Annotated in this window: 15 protein-coding genes; 7 read left to right on the top strand and 8 right to left on the bottom strand. The window is 40.9% G+C overall.

The genetic code is table 11. The features are described 5' to 3' along the window. The 5 genes from FTU37_RS06295 to purB form a co-directional block, all read left to right on the top strand. The coding region (locus FTU37_RS06295; protein ID WP_153888945.1) for an IS3 family transposase at window positions 1-202 on the top strand (202 nt) is incomplete at its 5' end. Window positions 203-817: 615 nt separating this feature from the next. Beyond that, window positions 818-1,303 carry an NUDIX hydrolase gene (locus FTU37_RS06285; RefSeq protein ID WP_168379208.1) on the top strand — a complete coding sequence of 162 codons (486 nt, stop codon included), beginning with the start codon at window positions 818-820 and terminating at the stop codon, window positions 1,301-1,303. 4 nt (window positions 1,304-1,307) lie between these two features. Continuing rightward, on the top strand, window positions 1,308-2,444 hold the full coding sequence (gene mnmA / locus FTU37_RS06280) for a tRNA 2-thiouridine(34) synthase MnmA (protein WP_168379207.1): 1,137 nt from the start codon (window positions 1,308-1,310) through the stop codon (window positions 2,442-2,444). Between the two features lie 12 nt (window positions 2,445-2,456). Further along, window positions 2,457-3,188, top strand: coding sequence for a high frequency lysogenization protein HflD (gene hflD, locus FTU37_RS06275; protein WP_078190181.1), 732 nt, complete (start codon window positions 2,457-2,459; stop codon window positions 3,186-3,188). A gap of 56 nt (window positions 3,189-3,244) precedes the next feature. Further along, on the top strand, window positions 3,245-4,633 hold the full coding sequence (gene purB, locus FTU37_RS06270) for an adenylosuccinate lyase (RefSeq protein WP_180124007.1): 1,389 nt from the start codon (window positions 3,245-3,247) through the stop codon (window positions 4,631-4,633). A gap of 184 nt (window positions 4,634-4,817) precedes the next feature. On the opposite strand, the gene FTU37_RS06265 is transcribed toward purB, so the two are convergent. Next, window positions 4,818-5,057: a hypothetical protein gene (locus FTU37_RS06265; RefSeq protein WP_168379205.1), complete on the bottom strand. Its 240-nt coding sequence runs from the start codon at window positions 5,055-5,057 to the stop codon at window positions 4,818-4,820. 212 nt (window positions 5,058-5,269) lie between these two features. Between FTU37_RS06265 and FTU37_RS06260 the strand changes: the two genes are divergently transcribed. Further along, window positions 5,270-5,935 carry a DUF2238 domain-containing protein gene (locus FTU37_RS06260; RefSeq protein ID WP_180124006.1) on the top strand — a complete coding sequence of 222 codons (666 nt, stop codon included), beginning with the start codon at window positions 5,270-5,272 and terminating at the stop codon, window positions 5,933-5,935. A gap of 364 nt (window positions 5,936-6,299) precedes the next feature. Here FTU37_RS06260 and FTU37_RS06255 read toward each other — a convergent pair whose 3' ends face one another. The 6 genes from FTU37_RS06255 to FTU37_RS06230 all read right to left on the bottom strand — a co-directional run bounded on the left by FTU37_RS06255 (window position 6,300) and on the right by FTU37_RS06230 (window position 12,816). After that, complete coding sequence (locus tag FTU37_RS06255) at window positions 6,300-6,725, bottom strand: hypothetical protein (protein ID WP_252725857.1); 426 nt, start codon at window positions 6,723-6,725, stop codon at window positions 6,300-6,302. 105 nt (window positions 6,726-6,830) lie between these two features. Then, complete coding sequence (gene sohB, locus FTU37_RS06250; RefSeq protein ID WP_180124005.1) at window positions 6,831-7,793, bottom strand: protease SohB; 963 nt, start codon at window positions 7,791-7,793, stop codon at window positions 6,831-6,833. A 190-nt stretch (window positions 7,794-7,983) separates the two neighbouring features. Then, window positions 7,984-8,907, bottom strand: a complete 924-nt coding sequence (gene pstB / locus FTU37_RS06245) for a phosphate ABC transporter ATP-binding protein PstB (RefSeq protein ID WP_218948527.1) — start codon at window positions 8,905-8,907, stop codon at window positions 7,984-7,986. A 13-nt stretch (window positions 8,908-8,920) separates the two neighbouring features. Beyond that, window positions 8,921-10,312 (bottom strand): phosphate ABC transporter permease PstA, encoded by a 1,392-nt coding sequence (gene pstA / locus FTU37_RS06240; RefSeq protein WP_180124004.1) that lies wholly within the window; start codon window positions 10,310-10,312, stop codon window positions 8,921-8,923. Next, entirely contained in the window at window positions 10,309-11,688 is a 1,380-nt protein-coding gene (pstC, locus tag FTU37_RS06235) for a phosphate ABC transporter permease subunit PstC (protein WP_180124003.1), read from the bottom strand. Before pstC ends, pstA begins: the two co-directional genes overlap by 4 nt. Window positions 11,689-11,787: 99 nt before the next feature. Beyond that, window positions 11,788-12,816: a substrate-binding domain-containing protein gene (locus FTU37_RS06230; RefSeq protein ID WP_180124002.1), complete on the bottom strand. Its 1,029-nt coding sequence runs from the start codon at window positions 12,814-12,816 to the stop codon at window positions 11,788-11,790. 410 nt (window positions 12,817-13,226) lie between these two features. On the opposite strand from FTU37_RS06230, the gene FTU37_RS06225 reads away from it, so the two are divergent. Continuing rightward, a complete protein-coding gene (locus FTU37_RS06225; protein ID WP_180055095.1) occupies window positions 13,227-14,279 on the top strand; it encodes a Rieske 2Fe-2S domain-containing protein in 1,053 nt (350 codons plus the stop codon). Window positions 14,280-14,634: 355 nt separating this feature from the next. Here the strand turns inward: FTU37_RS06225 and FTU37_RS06220 are convergent, their stop codons facing one another. Beyond that, a complete protein-coding gene (locus tag FTU37_RS06220) occupies window positions 14,635-16,167 on the bottom strand; it encodes an aspartate aminotransferase family protein (RefSeq protein ID WP_180124001.1) in 1,533 nt (510 codons plus the stop codon). Window positions 16,168-16,170 lie beyond the last annotated feature (3 nt).

The raw sequence follows: 16,170 nt of genomic DNA, 5'->3' as shown, positions 1-16,170 counted from the left end.
CGATAATGCACCGATTGAAAGCTTTTGGGGAATACTGAAAAATGAGTTAGTGCATCATTACAACTATCAAACCAGAGAAGAAGCCAAAGCAGATATTATAAAATACATTGAGTTATTTTATAATCATCGAAGAATTCAAAAGGGTTTGGGTTTTAAGACACCAAATCAAATGGCCGAAGACTTTTATAAGTTGGCTGCCTAGAATCTCCCAAGGGAAAGTCTCCTGATAATTCAGCGTATATCAGTCTAGCTGTTTCCGAGACATTGCCTTGATTGGCTTCAATTAATTTGATGGCTTCAGCTTTAAATTCTGTGGTGTAAGTCTTGTGTTTCTTGCTCATGGTAAACTCCTGATGAGTGTGTTTAGTTTACCAAGTTAAAACCTCCTGTTTTTTCAGCACACATCACCCCAAAGATGATCCAGCCTATCCGTATGCTAAATGGGGATATTTATTAGCTATGTATAAATCAGGACATGGTGAGTATAAAGAACAAATGGAAAAATTCATTAACTCGACTACAGATGAAACAATGAAGTTCCAATTTCAGGGTTCTTATGAAATGGCAATTGAAAGTAACAATTGAAATAGTGCATGTATTAATTATTTTTTAATATTAATCATATCCATATTACAAAAAAAGCCTATATCAACTGTACAGGGCTTTTTATGATTCATTGTTTCCAACCCCATTTATGAACCAGTGTTCCATAAATTTCTACGCTAAAAAATATCTCTATCCAAAGAATTCACCTCCCATCGTAGCCACCGCTCCCTAAATTTTGTAGAATAGCGTTTTTACCCCATGGTGCTTTTCTATGACCGCTTGGACTGCTCACGTCACTGTTGCGACAGTCGTTGAAAAAGACGGAAAATTCCTATTTGTTGAAGAACATACAGAAGGTGTGACCCATACTGTATTTAATCAACCTGCAGGTCATGTTGAAGCTGGCGAAACCATTATTGAAGCCGCCATTCGAGAAACCATGGAAGAAACAGGTCACGATGTAGAAATCACGAACCTCCTAGGCATGTATACTTATACTCCTCCGATGTTCCCTGATCGTACTTATTTCCGTTTCTGTTTCTTAGCTAAAGACATTCAGCACCATGCCGATGCACAATTAGACACAGGTATTGCCGGTGCAGTATGGATGACGCTTGATGAACTCATTGAGTCTGCCCGTGCGCGTAGTCCATTAGTCATCAAAGCTGTGCAAGATGCTCTTTCAGGTCAAAAATTTCCTTTATCGCTCATTTACGAGCACCAAAATTCTCCCTTAATTTCAAATTTGGATGCTTAATCCTATGCAACAACGTGTCATCGTCGGTATGTCTGGTGGTGTAGATTCTTCTGTATCTGCAGCACTTTTACTTCAACAAGGTTATCAAGTTGAAGGTCTTTTCATGAAAAACTGGGAAGAAGATGACGGCACGGAATACTGTACGGCAATGGAAGATCTTGCCGATGCTCAAGCCGTTTGTGACAAAATTGGAATCAAACTTCATACCGCAAACTTTGCGATGGAATATTGGGACCGTGTCTTTGAGCATTTCTTAGAAGAATATGCCGCAGGTCGTACACCAAACCCAGATATTCTCTGCAATAAAGAAATTAAATTCCGTGCATTTCTCGACCATGCTGTGAACTTAGGTGCTGACTTTATTGCGACAGGCCACTATTGCCGCCGTGGTGAAACGCTAAAAAATTCACGTGGTGAAGAGTATGCCCCTCTACTGCGTGGTCTAGACAACAACAAAGACCAAACCTATTTCCTACATGCAGTGCATGGTCGTGAAATTAACAAAACTTTGTTCCCTGTGGGTGAAATTGAAAAACCACAAGTGCGTAAAATCGCTGAAGAATTAGGTCTAATCACCGCGAAGAAAAAAGATTCAACAGGAATTTGCTTTATTGGCGAACGTCGATTTAATGACTTCTTAAAGCAATATTTACCTGCTCAACCCGGAAAAATCGTCCTAGACACGGGTAAAGAGGTTGGTGAACATCACGGCTTAATGTACTATACGCTCGGCCAACGTGGTGGCATCGGTCTTGGTGGTCTAAAAGGTGCTGAAGAAGGCGCTTGGTTTGTACTGCATAAAGATATCGAAGGTAATCGCCTAGTCGTTGGTCAAGGTCATGAACATCCACTCATGCAAAGCACCATTTTATGGTCTGAAGCGATTGATTGGGTGGCTGGTGAACAAGAGATTCCTGAATCAGGCTTCCGCTGCACAGCGAAAACTCGTTATCGTCAGCCTGACCAAGACTGTACAATATTTAAAGACCCTACAGCGCCAAATGGTGTGCGTGTCGAATTCGATGAGCCACAACGTGCTGTTACACCGGGTCAAAGTGTGGTGTTCTACACCGGTGAAGTTTGTTTAGGGGGTGGTGTGATTCATCATACCAATGCGCCTAAACCGGATTTTATTGAATAAGGATTGTTTCGGATGACAGAGTTACCGTTTCAACAGCCTCAGACTCTGAATACTCGCCAAAATCGTGCATTGGCGTTAGCTGCTGTTTTTCAAGCGACACAGCTGACCCACATGACTGCATTGACTGGGCAACAGAGTATCGGGGAAAGCGGTAACTTTTATTTTGAACATCTCATTAAAGCCAGTTTAAATATCCGTCCTAAGTCGAATCAGTCTAGTCAGACGCTTGATTTTTTTAGTGGCTTGGCGGATATTTCGCTGGGATTAAAAACCTTAGAAAGTAGCATTACTCAACCCTTCAATACATCTCCCAAATCTAGACTTCCTAAACTTGCCAATACTAAGCTACCCATGACGTATGCGATGGCGTTATTGCAGTTAGAAAAGAAAGTCTATAGCAATCCTAAATTTGTCGAAATCATCGAACAATCCCAACAAAAAATTCTAAGACAGCTTTCCTTTTTTGATAATAATTATTTACATCCAAGTATCATTGCCAATTTAGCGCAAACCTATATTGAAACTGCAGGCCAAATTAATCCACGTATTATGGTTCGTGGTAATGCCGAAGCATTTAAAGACACTTCTCATACCAATCGCATTCGCGCCACCTTATTTACCGGCTTACAAATGGCACATTTATGGCGTCAGCTCGGTGGTAGCTCATGGGGTATGATTTTCAGTAAGCGCAAGCTACTACAAGATATTCAAGATCTTGCCCGTTTACAGTATCAGGTGGTTTAACTGATGCAGTACGGGCTTTTTGTTTTACGTTTAATTCCAAAATTTAAGGAATCGCTATGAACGCTTTAACCGCACTTTCTCCATTAGATGGACGTTACGCAAGCAAATGTGATGCTCTACGTCCCTTCCTCTCTGAGTTTGGTTTAATCCATGCTCGTGTGACTGTTGAAGTGCGTTGGTTACAAGCGCTTGCAAACCGTCCTGAAATCACTGAAGTTCCAGCGTTCAGTGCTGAAACTAACGCTGCGCTTGATGCAATTGTTGCGAACTTCTCTGAAGACAATGCAAACCGCATTAAAGAAATTGAACGTACAACAAACCATGACGTAAAAGCAGTTGAGTACTTCTTAAAAGAGCAAATCGCACATATCGATGAGCTTAAAAATGCTGGAGAATTCATTCACTTTGCATGTACATCTGAAGACATCAACAACTTGTCTCATGCTTTAATGCTTAAAAATGGCCGTGAAGTTTTAGTTGCAGCAATGCAGCAAATCATCGATTCAATCGTTGCTTTGGCTGAACAACACGCTGAACAACCAATGTTGTCTCGTACACATGGTCAAACTGCAAGCCCAACAACTTTGGGTAAAGAAATGGCGAACGTGGCTTACCGCCTTGCACGTCAAATCAAACAATTCAAACAAGTTGAATTACTTGGTAAAATCAATGGTGCAGTAGGTAACTACAACGCGCACTACTCTGCTTACCCTGAAATTAACTGGCCTGCGCATTCACAAGCATTTGTTGAATCATTAGATTTAGAATTTAACCCGTACACCACTCAAATCGAACCACATGACTACATGGCGGAACTTTTTGATGCGCTACGTCGTTTCAACACCATTTTGATCGACTTTAACCGTGACGTTTGGGGCTACATCTCACTTGGTTTCTTCAAACAACGTTTGAAAGAAGGCGAAGTTGGTTCTTCAACAATGCCACATAAAGTTAACCCAATTGACTTCGAAAACTCTGAAGGTAACTTGGGTATTGCGAATGCGGTATTGGCTCACCTTGGTGAAAAACTTCCTGTATCTCGTTGGCAGCGTGACTTAACTGACTCAACTGTGCTTCGTAACATGGGTGTTGGTTTTGCACAAAGCTTGATCGCTTTTGAAGCTTGCTCTAAAGGTATTGGTAAACTTGAATTGAATGCTCAACGTATTCTTGAAGACCTTGACCATGCGCAAGAAGTACTTGCAGAACCGATTCAAACTGTTATGCGTCGTTATGCAGTTGAAAAACCTTACGAAAAACTTAAAGCCCTAACTCGTGGTCAAGCAATGACTCGCGAAATGATGGTTGATTTCGTAAATGGTAACGAATTAGAAGCTGTTCCAGCTGCTGACCGTGCGCGTCTTGCAGAAATGACACCTGCAACATATACAGGTAATGCATCAACTCAAGCAGCAAACATTAAAGATCTTATTTCTAAAATCTAATTTTAGATAGATCAAAAAAAACGAGGCTTCATGCCTCGTTTTTTATTTATAATACTTCTGCTCTCTTTGAGATGAGGAGCATGCTCCGCAAGGAGATGAGACTATCCAACTCTCCCTTGCGAACTCAGAATATATTCTGAGGATTCTCATCTCCTATAAGGAGATAGAAAATTTAGACGCAATTTTATTCTGCAGGGCAATATTTCGCCCAATCATCTTTCATTCGCTGTAATTCACAGCCTGTTAAAACATCTGAGTAATAAACATAATATGTGGCATCGGGATACTGAATTTCATGGCGAAACATCATGCCACGCAAAGACACAGAGAGCTCTTCTGGAAAATCATCTGTTAAATAAAGTTCTTCAAACTCATAGTTAAAATAACAATTTTGAGTCGCAATAAATGCCTCAACAACGGCCATAGTTACTTCCAAATACATAAACTTCGATATACATCTGAGTTTAATACAATCTTTTTGAAAATACTTATCCCTAGTTGCTAGCTGATGACATTTGAAAAAATAATGCACAAATTCTAACGCCGTCGAACTAACACCTTTCATCGCATTATGGCTATACTTGCCGCGAATTATAAACATTGCACACCGATAAAAATTTTGAGCTTTGCCTTTTCATGATTGATTTCAAATTAAAACTTAAGCACATCTTAGCTTTTGCATTATTAACTCTTGCCATTGTGATCGCCAGTATCCAACCTTTAGAAATGGAAGCGTATATCCTCCATCAAATCGGCACAGCGTTTATGCTGATCGTGTTGCTCGTTTTCCTCTATAAAATAGGGCTAAGTTTCACAACAGTTTGTCTGTATCTTGGCTTTTTACTAATTCATGTCATTGGTGCCCATTATTTATATTCTTATGTGCCTTATTCTGAATGGACACAAGCTCTCCTCGGTTTCAACCTTGACCAAAGCATGGGATGGACTCGGAATATGTATGATCGGCTTGTACATCTTGCCTTTGGTTTGCTGCTCTACCCGTTCTTTTATCGCATATTTCAAATCTGGCTACCGCAGTTAAAAGCCGGAACACTCTTTTTATTGGTCGTACAATTCGTCATGGCGACCAGTTTATTTTATGAATGGATCGAATGGCTGATTGCCATTGGCTTATCACCAGAGGACGCTGAAAATTACAATGGGCAACAAGGTGATATTTGGGATGCACATAAAGATATGCTACTTGCAACACTTGGTGCGATGATCACTGGTGGTATTTGTTTAATGACATCAAATTTGTTGAATAACGCTAAACAAAAGCCTGAATATTTTTTATCTTAAATACTGATGTTACGCACCTAGAAGTAATTTCTCATTTTAAAAATGATTTTTAAGTCTATTCGACGGAGTCTTACATCTAGGAATTGAATAACGGGATTAGCCTTCGGCTGGAGGTACTTTTACGAAACGATGTTTCTCATTCGGCAAAATGAGAAGCGAAGCTTCGCAAGGAAACCATCTTGCGGAGCAATGCTCCTCACCGCAAAACTCGTTCGCTCGCGTCTACGTATTCAAAGTATCGCAAAAACATTTTTGATTAGAAGCAGCCCTGTCTCAAACACTTGCGGATGACGTTACCGCGTATCGTTGTTTTATTTGAATCAAATTGCACTTCTGGTGTTACTGCGTAACATCAGTTAAATATTTAAGCAGTCCATTGAATTAAGATTGAATCTGACATTTGCGGATTCAATTTTCGGTCATAATACTGAAAGCACGCTTTTGCTCCCGCTGGCATTTTTTGTAGATCATCATCTATACGAAAATGCCGTGTATATTTTGTATGATTCACTAAAATTTCAACCCGCTCAAAAGGCTGTCTTTTATTTATATTTCCGCTACTCATATAACTCTGATAGGCCACAACAGTGCCGCAGGCTTCAGAGCGAACATCTACCTGTAGTGATGAACAATAAATATAGCCTGCCAACAGTGTTGCTGCTGGGCCAAACAGCGCAGCATACTGTTTCAGCACAGATTTTTTCACACTTTGAAAATGCAGCAAATATAGCCAAGGCCAAACCATTAGGCAAATGACACCACCTAAAATAAACAGAAAATTAGACATCATTATCATCAATATCTATGTACGCAACGCAATCTATCACAACAGCATCGTTTAGCATAAAAAAAGCTCACCGAAGTGAGCTTTAAATACTTTATAAGCATAAAGATTTTAAAATTTTAGATCTTTTAATTGAACGATATTTGGATTAGCTTTGCTCAATGATTCCATCACTTTTGACATGACAGCAGGAACCAATGAATCCGCAATTTGTGCTGCTTGTAAGCCTAACTTCTCACCCAGTGTTGGTTTTTTGCGGGTTTCAATCATATATACATCATGTTGTGGCATAAGACTTAATAGATATTCATCTGACGTTTGGAGTTTATCGACCAAATTGAGATCCATTGCATCTTGACCATACCAATGCTCACCTGTGGCAACTTTATCGACATTGAGCTGAGGACGGTATTTTTCAACAAAGTGTTTAAACAAGTTATGGGTTTGCTGTAACTCTTCTTCAAATTTGGCTTTACCTTCAGCAGTATTTTCACCAAACATAGTTACGGTACGTTTGAACTGACCCGCGGTATACAGTTCAAAATCGATATGTTTTTCTTTCAATAAACGGTTAAAGTTCGGCACTTGTGCAACCACACCAATCGAACCCACCACGGCAAATGGTGCTGAAACGATCTCATTTGCAATGCAGGCCATCATATAGCCACCGCTTGCAGCAACTTTATCCACGCAAATGGTTAAGTTAAATCCAGCATCACGTAAACGTACCAATTGTGCAGCGGCCAGACCATAGCCATGCACCATCCCGCCTGGACTTTCTAATCGTAAAACCACGCGGTCACGTCCTGCTTTTGCTGTCGCTAAGATCAGGGTAATTTCTTCACGTAGACTCGTTACCGCAGATGCAGCGGTATCACCATTAAAATCGATTACATAAATTTTTTGGTTATTCTTTTTACGTGCGCGCGCTTCTTTTGATAATTGTTGGCTTAGTTGCAGCAGCTCAAGTTTAGATGCAGTCGTTTGCGCAATTTTTTTTCGTTGTTCATTGATACGTGCATTTAAGTGGCTTACACGAATTTCCGCAGGCAACTTGGGATTATGAAATAGCATAAAATTGAAACTCATTTAATTCATATTTATGTTGTATAACATGTGGGTTACATCACAAAAATTCAATCTATTTTTTGAAAATAATTCTCATTGAGTCAAATTGAGCTTTTTATTTCTATCAATTCTTTTCTACCTAATTATTGACTTCATAAAAAAAGAGCCTTTCGGCTCTATTTTCAAACAGTCTAGATTAACCAAAACGACCGGTAATATAGGCTTCTGTAAGCTGATGATCCGGTTGGGTAAAGACTTTTTCAGTGGAATTCACTTCAATTAAATCACCCAAATGGAAATATGCGGTACGGTCAGAAACACGCGCTGCTTGTTGCATCGAGTGTGTCACAATCGCAATGGTATATTGCGCTGAAAGTTCAGTGATGAGCTCTTCTACTTTTGCTGTTGCAATTGGATCGAGTGCTGAACAAGGTTCATCCATTAAAATCACTTCAGGACTGACAGCAATGGTTCGCGCAATACATAGACGTTGCTGCTGACCACCTGAAAGTCCTGTACCCGGTTGGTTCAAACGGTCTTTCACTTCATCCCAAAGGCCTGCTTTACGCAGACTATTTTCAACAATTTCTTCCATGTCGTATTTGTCACGTGCCAAACCATGCAATTTTGGACCATAAGCGACATTGTCAAAAATAGACTTTGGGAATGGGTTCGGCTTTTGGAAAACCATACCCACTTGGGCACGCAGTAACACCACATCGAGATTTGGATCATAGATATCTTGATTATCCATAAGCACTTGCCCTGTCACACGACAAGAATCAATCGTGTCATTCATACGGTTGAGCGTACGTAGGAAAGTTGACTTACCACAACCAGACGGACCAATAAAGGCAATCACTTCATTTTCATAAATGTTCAGATCTATGCCTTTGATCGCTTCAGATTCACCATAGTACACATGCACATCATTGGTACTGATTTTCACATTGCTCGATTTCGCATCTTTTTTCGCGCTAGATTGCGTATCGAATTGTGACACAAACGCAGTATTGGTTTGTTTTTGGCTGCCCTGAGCAGAGGTAAATTGTGTTTGTTCTGGATTCACGGACTTATCCTGATATAAGGAATTCTTTTCAGTTGTAATGACGCTATTCATATAATGCCCTCAATTACCAGCGTACTTCAAATTTCTTACGTAACCAGATGGCTAAACTGTTTAAGCCGATCATGAGAGCAAGAAGTACAATGATTGCTGCTGCGGTACGTCCTTCAAAGAAGTTACGTAGCTCATTACCTTGCCAAAGGAAAATTTGTACAGGTAATGCAGTGGATTGATCTAAAGGAGTGGCTGGTACACTTGCCACAAAGGCACTCATACCAATCAATAATAATGGAGCAGTTTCTCCTAGGGCTTGCGCAACACCAATAATGGCACCGGTTAAGATACCTGGTAATGCCAGTGGCAAGACGTGGTGAAATACAGTTTGTAAACGTGATGCACCCAAACCTAAAGCGGCTTGACGGATCGATGGAGGAACAGCTTTTAGTGAAGCACGTGTGGTAATAATGACCGTTGGCAAAGTCATCAAACTTAAGACTAAACCACCAACCACAGGAGCCGAAAGCGGCATATGCATCCAACCAATAAAGATCGCTGCACCAAGCAAACCAAAGACAATCGAAGGAACCGCTGCTAAGTTGTTAATGTTGACTTCGACAACATCGGTAATCCAGTTTTTAGGTGCAAATTCTTCTAAGTAAATTGCGGATGCTACACCGATTGGAATTGAAATAATGATCACGATCAGCATCATAAATAACGACCCCATAAACGCCCCAGCTAAACCTGAAGTTGCAGGTGAGCTACGAGAGTCTGGATTCTTAAATATTTCAGTATTAAATGAGTTAGTAATAACACCATCAGCTTTAAGTTTATCTGCAAGTTGGCGTACTTCTGGGCTCAATTGTTGCTGTTCATCAGGCAAGCTGCGGTCAATATTACCAGCCAACCAGACATCGACATTAGCATCTGCAAGGATTTTAAAATCTTGTTTTTGACCAATCAATGACGGATCTGCCATTACCATGTCACGTAAGCGATAAGCTTCTGAACTTGTATATAAACTGTTGAGATCATCACGTTGTGAGGCAATCGCTGGATCTTTTGCTATGATGCCATTTACGATGAGCGCATCCCAATCCACCATGCCCATTTCAGTTTGCCAAGCAATGTAACGCTCTTGGAACTGTGCAGGTGATTCACCTTCTTTTTGAATTGGTTTCGCACCAACTTTGACAATGTTTGGATCAAAAAACACAGGTACCGTCATCGAGCTTTGCCAGAATGCAGGTAAACCTTTGGCTAAAATACTACCAAACAATAGCACGACGAACAATAAGCCAGTCACTACTGCACTAAAACCCAAGACACGGAAGGTATTTTCTTTACGGTGTCTTTTCGCCAATGAGTTTTCAATGATTTTCTTACGTTTTTCACGAAGCTCTGCGGCTGCGAGCGGATCAAAAGTTTGATCCATATTTGATGTATTCGTCGTACTCATTCGTATTGCTCACGGTATTTACGCACAATGTACAGTGCAACAATATTCAGACCTAAAGTAATCACAAACAGTGTTAAACCGAGTGCAAAAGCGACCAATGCTTGAGGACTCGCAAAGTCTGTATCACCTGTTAATTGGTTTACGATGGTAATGGTGACGGTAGACACCGCTTCGAGTGGGTTGATATGCAGTAAAGGACTGTTCCCTGCTGCAAGCACCACAATCATGGTTTCACCAATCGCACGAGATGCTGCCAATAAGAATGCACCGATAATGCCCGGCAATGCAGCTGGAATCACCACTTGACGAATGGTTTCTGATTTTGTCGCACCCAAACCAAGTGAACCGTCACGAAGCGCGCGAGGGACTTGGGTAATGATGTCGTCAGATAATGATGAAACGAATGGGATAATCATAATCCCCATCACAAAGCCTGCTGTTAAAGCACTGGTTGCATTAATATCGAGTCCGATATATGCGCCGAGCTGTTTTGCAAAGGGTCCAATAATCATTAAGGCAAATACACCATAAACGATGGTTGGAATACCTGCGAGAACTTCAATAGCCGGTTTTGCCCAGGCGCGAAAACTTGGCTTGGCATATTCAGCTAAATAAATGGCAATCATCAAACCAACTGGAACAGCAACCAATAGCGCAATACCACTGACCATGAGTGTGCCCCAAAGGAGTGGCAGCAAACCATAACTACCTTCAGCATTCCCTGATGTACTAAAGCCGGGGTTCCATTCAGTGCCTAAGAAGAAATCTAGTGGACTAACAAAACTAAAGAAACGCATGGCTTCACTGAACATCGACATCACAATGCCAACTGTTGTCAGGATTGCGACACCCGAACACAGTGCCAATGCAATATTAATGACTTTTTCGACTTGGTTACGTGCACGATATTTTTCTGCGATGCGGCGTTTAGCCATGACTAAACCAATCAATGCCGCACAAATCACAACGGCCAATTTTGCATATGAGCCGATGTTTTCAATTTTCTTTAACTGTTCTGCTGCTGCAAGTTCATATGCAGCTGGCGTATCACTTACTCCAAAACCAGAAGCAATCACTTGAACGCGGTCAACCATTACACTCGTGCTTGCAGGATCTAAACTTAAACGAATATTTTCGGGAACATTATTTAAAATTACATGTTGAAAAATACTCGGTTCAACCAAGTTCCAAACAATCAAGATTAAAAAAGCGGGAATCCCACACCATAAAGCGACCAAAACACCATAATAGCCCGGTCGTGAATGCAACATTGCTGAGTTATTGCCTTTACCTGCAAGTTTGCGACTTTTGGTCAGTCCAACTTGATAAGCGATTGCAATAATTGCGAGCAACACACCAATAAGTAGCAGATTCATGTAATCTCCACTGTTTTTTCAAAAGCCCTTCTTGAAAAAACTGTTTCTTTGCAAAAAGCCAATGGCAGGTCAATCCTGCCATTGGCTGTTTCAATCCAATTATTTAACTGCTTTACCAGCTTTAAAGTTTGCAAGAACTGCAGCGCGATCTTTATCAGACATTGAAATTAAGCCTGCTTTTTCTAGCTTAGAACCTTTACCTGATACTTTTTTACTGAGGAAGAATTCTGTGAACTCTTTTAAGCCTTTAATTGATTTTAAGTGCTCGCCTTTTACGTAGAAGAACAATGGACGAGATACTGGGTATGAACCATTTAAAATCGTCTTCTCAGAAGGTGCAACGTTGTTTACTGTTGCCACACGTAGCTTGTCACGGTTTTGGTCATAGAAACCTAGACCGAATACACCAACCGCATTAGGAGATGTTTTTAAACGTGCCAATGTTGCTGTATAGTCGCCTGCAATTTCAATCACACGACCATCTTTACGGAAAGTTGAACATGCTTTTTTCTGAGCATCTTTATCTAATTTTGCGAAAGCTTCATAAGTTTCACAGCCAGCATCAACCATTTTTTCTTGGAACACTTCACGTGTACCGTGGTTTGATGCAGGAATAACTAAAGTGATTGCTTCATTTGGTAAAGTTGGGTCGATTTGATTCCAACGAGTGTATGGGTTTGGAACCAATTTACCTTTTGATGGTAGTTCCGCAGCGAGTGCAGCAAATACATGCTGTGGGCGAAGTTTAAAAGCCGCTTTTTTCGCATTTGACGCAAATACGATACCGTCATATCCAACTTTAATTTCTAAGATTTGGTTAACGCCGGCTTTTTTACATGCAGCCAATTCAGTATCTTTAATTTTACGAGATGCATTTGCAACGTCAATTGTGTTGTCGCCAACACCATTACAGAATTGTTTCAAACCACCCGAAGTACCGCCTGAACCAACGACAGGTGCTTTAAATTGTGGGAATGTATTACCAAACTCTTCTGCAACAATACTTGCATAAGGCAGTACAGTTGAAGAACCAGCAATTTGGATCGTGTCACGAGCTGCATTTGCAGTTGTAGCGACTGTTGCCCCAGTAGTGAGTACCATAGCAAGTGCGATATGATTTAAGCGCATTCTCATCTCTCTTAATTGATGCATTTATTGGAGTACGCCACTTTTGTTTTTAAAGTCTTGTACTTTTTCGATATCTGCATTTTGATTTTAGAGTATGACAGTTAGGTTACATCTTTATGACGCTTTTATGATAATTGATGATTGCATATTGATTTAAATATAATTCTTTATTTTTCAATATGTAATGAAATTTTTCAAAGTATTGGTCTTATTTATTTCTACTTTGTTATTCGTAAGAATTCATGTCCGTGTCATCTTTTGTCTTATTTTCTTTTTTCAATTTCCCCTCCTTTTCTGAATGTTGCACATTTGCATGTTCGATTTTTTATTCCTCCGTATTCCAATAATTGAAATTTCATTACATTTTTAGTTCGCTCAATATGCGAGTTTACATAAAAACAGAGCCTAAAATGACCAGTAAAGCCATTGCGACATTTAATCCGGACTTGCCTGTGCATATGACTTTTGAAAAACATGACTGGCACTTACTTGCAGAATATTGGTATCCGATTGCTTTATCGAGAGACATTACAGAACAGCCTTATGGCACTGTGCTTTTAGATATGCCGCTCGTTATCTATAAAATGGGAAATGAACTGGTTGTCGCTAAAGACGCCTGCCCGCATAGGGGCGTACCGCTAAGTTTAGGCAAAAATGATGGTCTAGGGGTAGTCTGCCGCTATCATGGCTTACGCTTTGGTGAACATGGGCATTGCAACCGTATACCCGCACATCCCGATCACAAGATCTCCCCTCGCTTTAATTTACGAACTTATGCAGCTGTCGAACGTTATGGCTTAATTTGGTGCTCCCTCACTGCCGCTAAAGAGGCTGCACCGAATATCCCTGCAATGCCATATTGGGATGAATCCGAGTTTCAGCAATTGGTTTGCCCAACGGTCGATTTTCAATGCTTCGCAGGCAGGCAGCTTGAAGGCTTTATTGATGTCGCGCATTTTGCATGGGTACATCCAGAAACTTTTGGTGACCCTGAAAATACAGAAGTACCTGACTATAAAACCATTGAAACTGCAACAGGATTCCATGCAGATTACTGGAGCAGTGTTGGGCGCTACCCGATTGGTTTAGAACAACGTGGACAAGATGGCTTTCAATGGCTGCGCCATTTTGAAATTCATCTGCCGTTTACCGCAACGCTGACGATTCATTTTCCAAATAACAGCAAGCAAGTGATTATGAATGCGGCTTCACCGATGACTGCTCGTTCTACCCGTCTATTTGCACCGATTTGCCGTAACTATGACAAAGACCTGCCTGTAGAAGATGCTTACGACTTTAACCTGAAAATATTTGAGGAAGACCGCTTAGTCTCTGAATCACAAAAGCCTGAATATTTGCCTTTGGATTTAAGCATCGAAGCGCATTTTCCAGCGGACCGCAGTTCCAGCATGTACCGCAAATTATTGCGTAAAAAAGGTTTTAGTCCATTGTTTGCGGCATAACATCAATATCGTATTGCATTCACCTCACCCTAACCCTCTCCTACAAGGAGAGGGAAACTCCTTTACAAGCCTTATATTGGTTATAAATATTGTGGTATCTCATTCATCAAATGATAAACATCAATGACTATCGCGACTGGAGACAGGGATGTCACTATAAGGTAATGGTCACATGGATGTACCTTTTGCCTGAGAAGGATTTTAGTTACTTTGATCCCTCAAAGTAACAATCTGCCTACGCAGTAAACTATCATCTCTCAATGAAAAATTGCGGCCATGTAATAAATTAAGCGCCTTTTCATTTAAAAAAAAGGAGCTCAAATGAGCCCCTTCTTCTACAACTACAAAATGACAATTAGTCAATTGCAGGTGTATATGTACCGTCAGCGATTGGGCCTTTGATACGATCCGCTTCTGCAAGCACCAGAGCAAGCAAATTCTTCACGTTGTCTAAAGTCGCTACTGGGCTTAAAGTCGTCATTTTCAAAGATTGAACCTGACCTACTTTAGTTACACCAATATTCGCTTCACCACGTGCAAACAATTCGTCTGCTACGTTTTGGTTCAATGTATCTAACAATTCAACTGGGTAACCTTCAGGGATCACACGGAACAATACAGAGGCGAATTGTGGATCAACCAACATTTCTACACCATCAGTTGCATCAATATATGCTGCAACATCACGTGTTAGACCTACACCATGATCAATCATCGAACCGTAAAGCTCTTCACCTAACGCTTCAACCGTCATCCACAATTTCAACGCGTCAAAACGACGTGTTGTTTGTAGTGACTTAGATACTAAGTTAGGAACGCCATGCTCTTCATCATAAGCAGAGTTTAAATACTCAGCTTCATAATGCATGAAACGATAGTTCGATTCATCTTTAAGCAAAAATGCGCCACATGAAATCGTTTGGAAGTAATGCTTATGGAAATCAAGCGTTACCGAGTCAGACAGTTCAATACCATCTAACATTGAACGATAGTCATTTGAAAGAATCAGTGCACCGCCCCATGCTGCGTCGATATGCATCCACGCGTCATATTTGTTGGTGATTGCACGCACTTCTTTCAATGGGTCAATTGCGCCTGCATCGGTTGTACCCGCAGTTGCAACCACACATGCTACAATTTTACCTTCAGCTTGAAGGTGCGCCATGGTTTTCTCAAGCGCGTCTATATCCATGCGTGCATTTGCATCTACAGGAACAGTGACAACAGATTGGAAACCCATACCCATCATGGCCATGTTCTTTTGCACAGAGAAGTGTGCATTTTCAGAACAGATCACTTTTACGTTACGCATTGCTTTCGCAGGTACGCCATCACGCTGAACAGACCACGGGTTACCGTTTTCGTCTTTCCAGTTTTTAGCAATACATGCATCACGTGCAAGCAAAACGCCCATCAAGTTAGACTGCGTACCGCCAGAGGTGAATACACCTGCTTGACCTGCACCATAGCCAACTTTTTGGCGAAGCCAGTCAATTAACTGAACTTCCATCAATGAACCTGCAGGGCTTTGATCCCATGAGTCCATAGATTGATTCGTCGCGTTAATGAGCACTTCAGCGATTTGGCTTGTTACCATTGTTGGGCAATGCAAGTGCGCTAAAGAATGTGGGTGATGTACTTTTAAGCTTTTGTTTAAGAAAAGCTCAACCATACGGTCTAGTGATTTTTGTACACCCATACCTTCTTTTGAAGGATTGAATGCAATTGCACTACGAAGCTCTTTAATGCTACCGCCGGTGTACATTTTGTCATTTTGCAACCATGCAGAAACGGCTTTTACCGCTTCGCCCATTGCTGACTGATAGTCAGCAATGGATTGTGCATCATTGCAGAATAACGCTTTACGATGTTCTGCAAAATCTACCATGAC

It is taken from the genome of Acinetobacter sp. YH12097 (assembly GCF_013419225.1).
Taxonomy (GTDB): domain Bacteria; phylum Pseudomonadota; class Gammaproteobacteria; order Pseudomonadales; family Moraxellaceae; genus Acinetobacter; species Acinetobacter amyesii.
This window is presented reverse-complemented; position numbering and strand designations above follow the sequence as displayed.